At 49.1% G+C, this 5,158-nt stretch carries 5 protein-coding genes; all 5 read left to right on the top strand.

Annotated elements, in window-relative coordinates; genetic code table 11:
- Positions 1-122 precede the first annotated feature (122 nt).
- On the top strand, positions 123-1,961 hold the full coding sequence (gene tssI / locus JJU14_RS15930; RefSeq protein WP_228614708.1) for a type VI secretion system tip protein TssI/VgrG: 1,839 nt from the start codon (positions 123-125) through the stop codon (positions 1,959-1,961).
- 35 nt (positions 1,962-1,996) lie between these two features.
- On the top strand, positions 1,997-2,287 hold the full coding sequence (locus JJU14_RS15925; protein ID WP_228614707.1) for a PAAR domain-containing protein: 291 nt from the start codon (positions 1,997-1,999) through the stop codon (positions 2,285-2,287).
- A gap of 9 nt (positions 2,288-2,296) precedes the next feature.
- Complete coding sequence (locus JJU14_RS15920) at positions 2,297-3,286, top strand: hypothetical protein (protein ID WP_228614706.1); 990 nt, start codon at positions 2,297-2,299, stop codon at positions 3,284-3,286.
- Positions 3,265-4,221, top strand: a complete 957-nt coding sequence (locus JJU14_RS15915) for a hypothetical protein (protein WP_228614705.1) — start codon at positions 3,265-3,267, stop codon at positions 4,219-4,221. Before JJU14_RS15920 ends, JJU14_RS15915 begins: the two co-directional genes overlap by 22 nt.
- An 18-nt stretch (positions 4,222-4,239) precedes the next feature.
- Positions 4,240-5,158 (top strand): DUF6531 domain-containing protein (locus JJU14_RS15910; protein ID WP_228614704.1); only part of this gene is annotated, 919 nt, incomplete at its 3' end.

The following is a 5,158-nucleotide window of genomic DNA, read 5'->3' as shown; positions in this document are numbered from 1 at the left end:
TGCACCTCTGGTTTATGGTTACAGTGGTGCTAAAGGTAAGAAGCTGTAAGTAGTTGTAAGCCCTGTTACTTAGTGAACAGGGCTTTTCAAAACACTCCGCTAGGCAGAGGTGAGGCGAACGGATGCAAAAAGCGACCCAAGAAGAAAACAGCATTGAAATCAACACTCCTCTTGGTAAGGACGCGCTCTATCTGACGCGTTTTTCTTTAAAAGAAGGTATTTCAAAACAGTTTGTCGTCACATCCGACGTTTACACCAATGGTCAGACCATTGCTGCTGCTGATTTAATTGGCAAAGAGGTCAGTATTCGCCTGGAGCTTGGCTCCTATAAGCAGCGCTATATTCATGGCAAAGTTGCGGATTTGCAAGCCTTGGGGCTTCGCGTGAATAAAGATGCAACCGAGAACGATTACCGGGACTATCGACTGACCATAGTACCAGCCAGCTGGTTTATGCAGCACCGTGTTAACAGCAGAATTTTCCGGGAAAAGAATGTACTGCGGATTATCGAGCTATTGGCAGCTGAACATGGCGTGGATGTCGATACCACCACCCACACGTCGAGTTATCCTGACTACGATTTCAAAGTCCAGTACCAAGAGTCGGATTTAAACTTCCTGCTGCGTCTGATGGAAGAAGAAGGTTTGTTTTACTTCTTTGAACACACGGATAGTAGCCATACCTTGGTGCTAGCTGATAAAGCATCGGCATACAAACCTTGCCCGAAAAATGCCAGTGTAAAGTTTCATACCGGCTCTCTAGCCGACGATCACATAGTTAGCTGGCAAAATCAATTGACCATGGTTCCCGGTCAGTTTGTGCAACGGCATTATGATTTGCAAAAGCCTAAAGCATTACCTACGGGCCAGTATCAGCATGGTAATCTGGTGCCTGAGCACGCCAATTATGAGATTTTTTCCTATGGTGCCGAGGCTGAATCGCTGGATAGGGCTCAAGCAATCGCAAGCATCCGCCTTGAGAGCATGCAAAAAGATATGGAGGTCCGGGCAGGCACCAGTAATTGCCGTGACTTTGCTGCAGCCAAAACCTTTACCATCACTGAACATGAAGATGATAACGAAGTAGGCAAGCAATATGTCATCACCGATGTTGAATTGATTGCGGCTGTTAGTAATCAATCAGGAGCTGCCCAGGCAGGCCAGTGCAGTATCTACAATAGCTTCAAATGCGTGCCTAAGAAAGTTGTTTACCGACCCTATGCCACCGCCTACAAGCCACTGATTACCGGCGTGCAAACAGCCACAGTAACCTGCAAAGGCGATGAAGAAATCTCCGTGGATGAGTTGGGCCGTGTCACTGTTAAGTTCCACTGGGATCGAAGCGATATCTCAGATCACGAAAGTTCTTGTGCAATCCGGGTGAGTCAGCATTGGGCAGGGAAGAATTGGGGGGCATTTTTCTTCCCGCGACGGGATCAGGAAGTGTTGGTCGAGTTTATTAACGGTGATCCTGATCAACCTATTATCACTGGAGCAGTCTACAACTCCGATCATATGCCGCCATATAGTTTGCCAGACGATAAAACCCAAAGCGGTATTAAAAGTCGTTCCAGCAAGAAAGGTGGGGCGGATAACTTTAACGAAATCCGCTTTGAAGATAAAAAAGGGGAAGAGCTGTTTTACCTGCATGCCGAAAAAGACATGAGCATGCAGGTTGAACACGATTTAACTTTGCACGTCGAGAATGATCAACATGACACCATCGACAATGATCGCAACACAATTATTAAGGCAAACGACAGCCTTGATGTAAAAAAAGAGCGGGCAAGTAAGATCGGCCAATCGGATAAACTTGATGTTGGTAAAGCTCTTACTATCAATGCAGGGGATAGTATTACATTAAAAACCGGTGCCGCCTCCATTACGCTGAAAAGTGACGGCAGTATTGATATTAAAGGTGTCAACATTACGATTAAAGGTGCCAAGATCGGTCTTAACTGACCGCATGCTTGTTACGTCATGCCAGGAGGCAGAACATGTCAAAACCTGCAGCCGTCATCGGTTCAATGCATTTATGTCCGAAGGTCACCTCCAAAGTACCTCATGTCGGCGGCCCTGTTGTACAGGGCTCACCGAACGTTTTTTTCGGTAATATTCCAGCTGCACGGGTAGGTGACAAATTAGTGTGTGTTGGGCCACCTGACTCCATCTCACAAGGTTCTTCATCTGTGTTCATCAATGGTAAAGCTGCTGCCAGGCTGGGGGACTCTACGAAACATGGTGGAAAAATAATTGTTGGCAACCCAACCGTACTGATCGGTGGTTAACAACGAACTATGCTGACCAAAACATCTTTGCCAGAACAAGCCAACCTATTGCTTCTGCAACGTGAGCAGATGAGCCGCAGTCGCTATGTCGGCTTGCTGCAATTGCGCCAACAGGATCAGCGTTTAGTGTCGCATCTGCGCATTCTGCGGCAAGGCCAAAGTGTTCGTGAGTCTACTGATAGTCCTTGGCTGCACTGGCTTCTACAGCCAACTGAACAGTTGCCGGTATTACTACAAGCAGAGCTGAGTGCCTGTTTTCGTGCCTACTTGTGGCAACTGAAAGCGTATTTTCAGCAGTTTCCTGTGACACCAGCTGTGCTCCAGCAGCTGCAACTTGAGCCAGCCAGTGACACTGGCTGGCTGTTGGCACAGCATTGCCCTGAACATTTTCAACCAGCACTGGGACAGTTGCCATTGACGTTGGCTCCCGCTGATTTTCTAGCCACGTTCCGGGCAAGGGAGCTATTTCATCAGCAAATGAGTAGTTGGCAGGCTGCCGTGGAACAACTCTCATCGCAGCAAAGCGGTAGCCTGCAACAACTGGCTATGCTGATGATGCAAGCGAGTCCGCAGCAGAAACAAGCGATCATTAATCTATTGTCTAACAAGCAGGATCATGGCATTACCATGCTGGCAATGGCATTAAGTGGCCAGTTTAAGTATTTGTCGGTGATTGCCGATTTAGCGCGTGATATCACTTGGTCGGAGGTTGCGGCGGATAGTCTCACCATTATGTTAGGTGTCCTTGCTGCAGATGCGGTGATTGCTGATGGTTTAACGGCATCGGATCCAGCTTATTTACAGCATGCCTTCCAACGATCAGGTGCTGTTTTTGCACAGGAGCATGCTGCTGCAGCATTGTTAGAGCAATTATGGCTGCATGGTAATCAGTTGCAACGACAACTGGCCTCCATCAAAGCCGCTTTGCAATGGTCGGCAGTGCCGGTACTGAATTGCTCAAGTTTATGGGGTGGGGCATGGCACACTGTTTTCGCCTGAAAGACTACCACTCGCTGGTAGGAAAAGCGCCCGATACCAAGCACGCTATGTTGTTGCCAGATCTTGCGCTCCCATCTCAGCAATGGCTCAGTGACGATGCGTGGTCAATTGGGCTGGATCCATTAATCGATGAAAACGAATCCATGCCCGTTCAGCTCTTTGCTTTATTGTCTTCTTTGCTGACATCACTCAGTCAGCCTTTGACTGATCAGCCAGTGTATCTGCTGTTACCAGAAAGCATGGAAGATGCTGGTCAGCTTGCTGCTCTCACCCGTTTAATCCGGCAACAGTTCCCTGAACTGCTCATGCATCAACAGAGCAGAGTCTTCCCTTTTGGAGCCTGTTCTGCCTTATTAGCGCTTAAAACGATTCAGCACAGCTGGCTGCATGATCCCACGCTTAGCCCATGGATGATTGCCATCGATAGCCCTCTTCAGCAATACCGGCTTAGGCCTGAGCTATTAGCTGCACAGCCAACGGGCTATCGACCGGTCTCGCTGAGTGAAGGTATTGTTGCGGTACAATGGGCAGCCGATGCATCAGGTTTGCAGTACCTTTTTAATGAAACTGAATTAACACCTCAACATGCTCAGATCGAAGAGGGGATGCAGGCACTCTTTACACGAATGGCACAACTACTGAAGAGCCCACTAACGAGCATTTATCTGCCTGATAATGGCAATGCCGCCCTGGCAGAGTCCTGGCTAGCGGCATGTGGTCAGCTGCATCCATGGCTTACAGCAGAAACCAGTTATGAGTTTTTGGCTTACCAAACGGGTGAACTGGGAAGTGCTGGTGGCTTGTATCGTTTGCTTCACCTTTATCTGGCGCATCACAATCAGGTTCGCAGTGGCCTGAGCTTGCAGTCAGAACAAGGCCAGCTGGGATTTCGTTCAGCAGCTGTATTCTATTGGCAATCAGCCGCGACTTCATAGCATAGGACGCTTACAACCATGTCAGAAAAGCAATTGAAACTAAAAGGGATCCATGGCAGCCAGGTGATCATTTGTGCTGCCCCAGCCCCTGGCATCGGCAAAGCCATCCACTTTGACAACTTGACCCAGGCTCAGCATTACCTGAAGCAAAACTTCAGATTGCAAGCTGGAGCATCGGGCGGCCTTTTGGAGTTGTACGGCTGGCTGGGAGGGCAGCAAAGTCCGGTTTCGATTAGTGCCAGCCGTGCGGATGCTATCCGTCAAGCGATTGCCAAGGCGCTGGTGGAAAAGCAACTTCATGCTTATGAAGTGCCTGAGGTAACCCGACCTGAAACAACGAATAGCCTGGCCCCGGGTTCAACTGGTGCCGGCAGTAACATGTCATCCCAGCAATCATCATCATCGCCAGGAGGCAAGGCCACAGCCAATGAAGCCAGTATGGCGGTCAATGACAGCCAGAGTAGTAATTCTAACGGCTGCCCGGATCTACCAAACAAAGACAAAGCGACCTGTGGCGACCCGGTCGCGATGTGCAATGGGGAAGAAATTCTTGAGCTGACCGATTTTACTCTGGATGGGCCTCTGCCGTTGCATTGGGTTCGCTGTTACCGCTCCAGTCAAAGCAACCAGGCTGTTGGCCTGGGGTATGGTTGGCGTACTCCTTTTCACCAGTCCATTGAGCGCAACAAAAATGAGGATGGCACGACCTCTTTGATACTGATCAATGAAGAAGGGCGCCATATTCATTTTGATGATATCCAGCTTGGCAGCAGCTGTCATCAGTTGACAGAGTCATTAACGCTGCACCACAAAGACAAAGGCAGCCTGGTGCTCTATCAGCAAGATCAGCATTGGGAGTTTGCGCCTTTAGCAGGCAAACCCGGGCGCTGGGTGTTGCATAAAGTACTCAACAGTCTGGGGCACAACCTGCAATGCT

Origin of the sequence: Alkalimonas sp. (assembly GCF_020831925.1) — a bacterium.
GTDB lineage: Bacteria > Pseudomonadota > Gammaproteobacteria > Enterobacterales > Alteromonadaceae > Alkalimonas.
The sequence above is the reverse complement of the archived record's forward strand: the minus strand, read 5'-3'. Positions and strand labels throughout refer to the sequence as shown.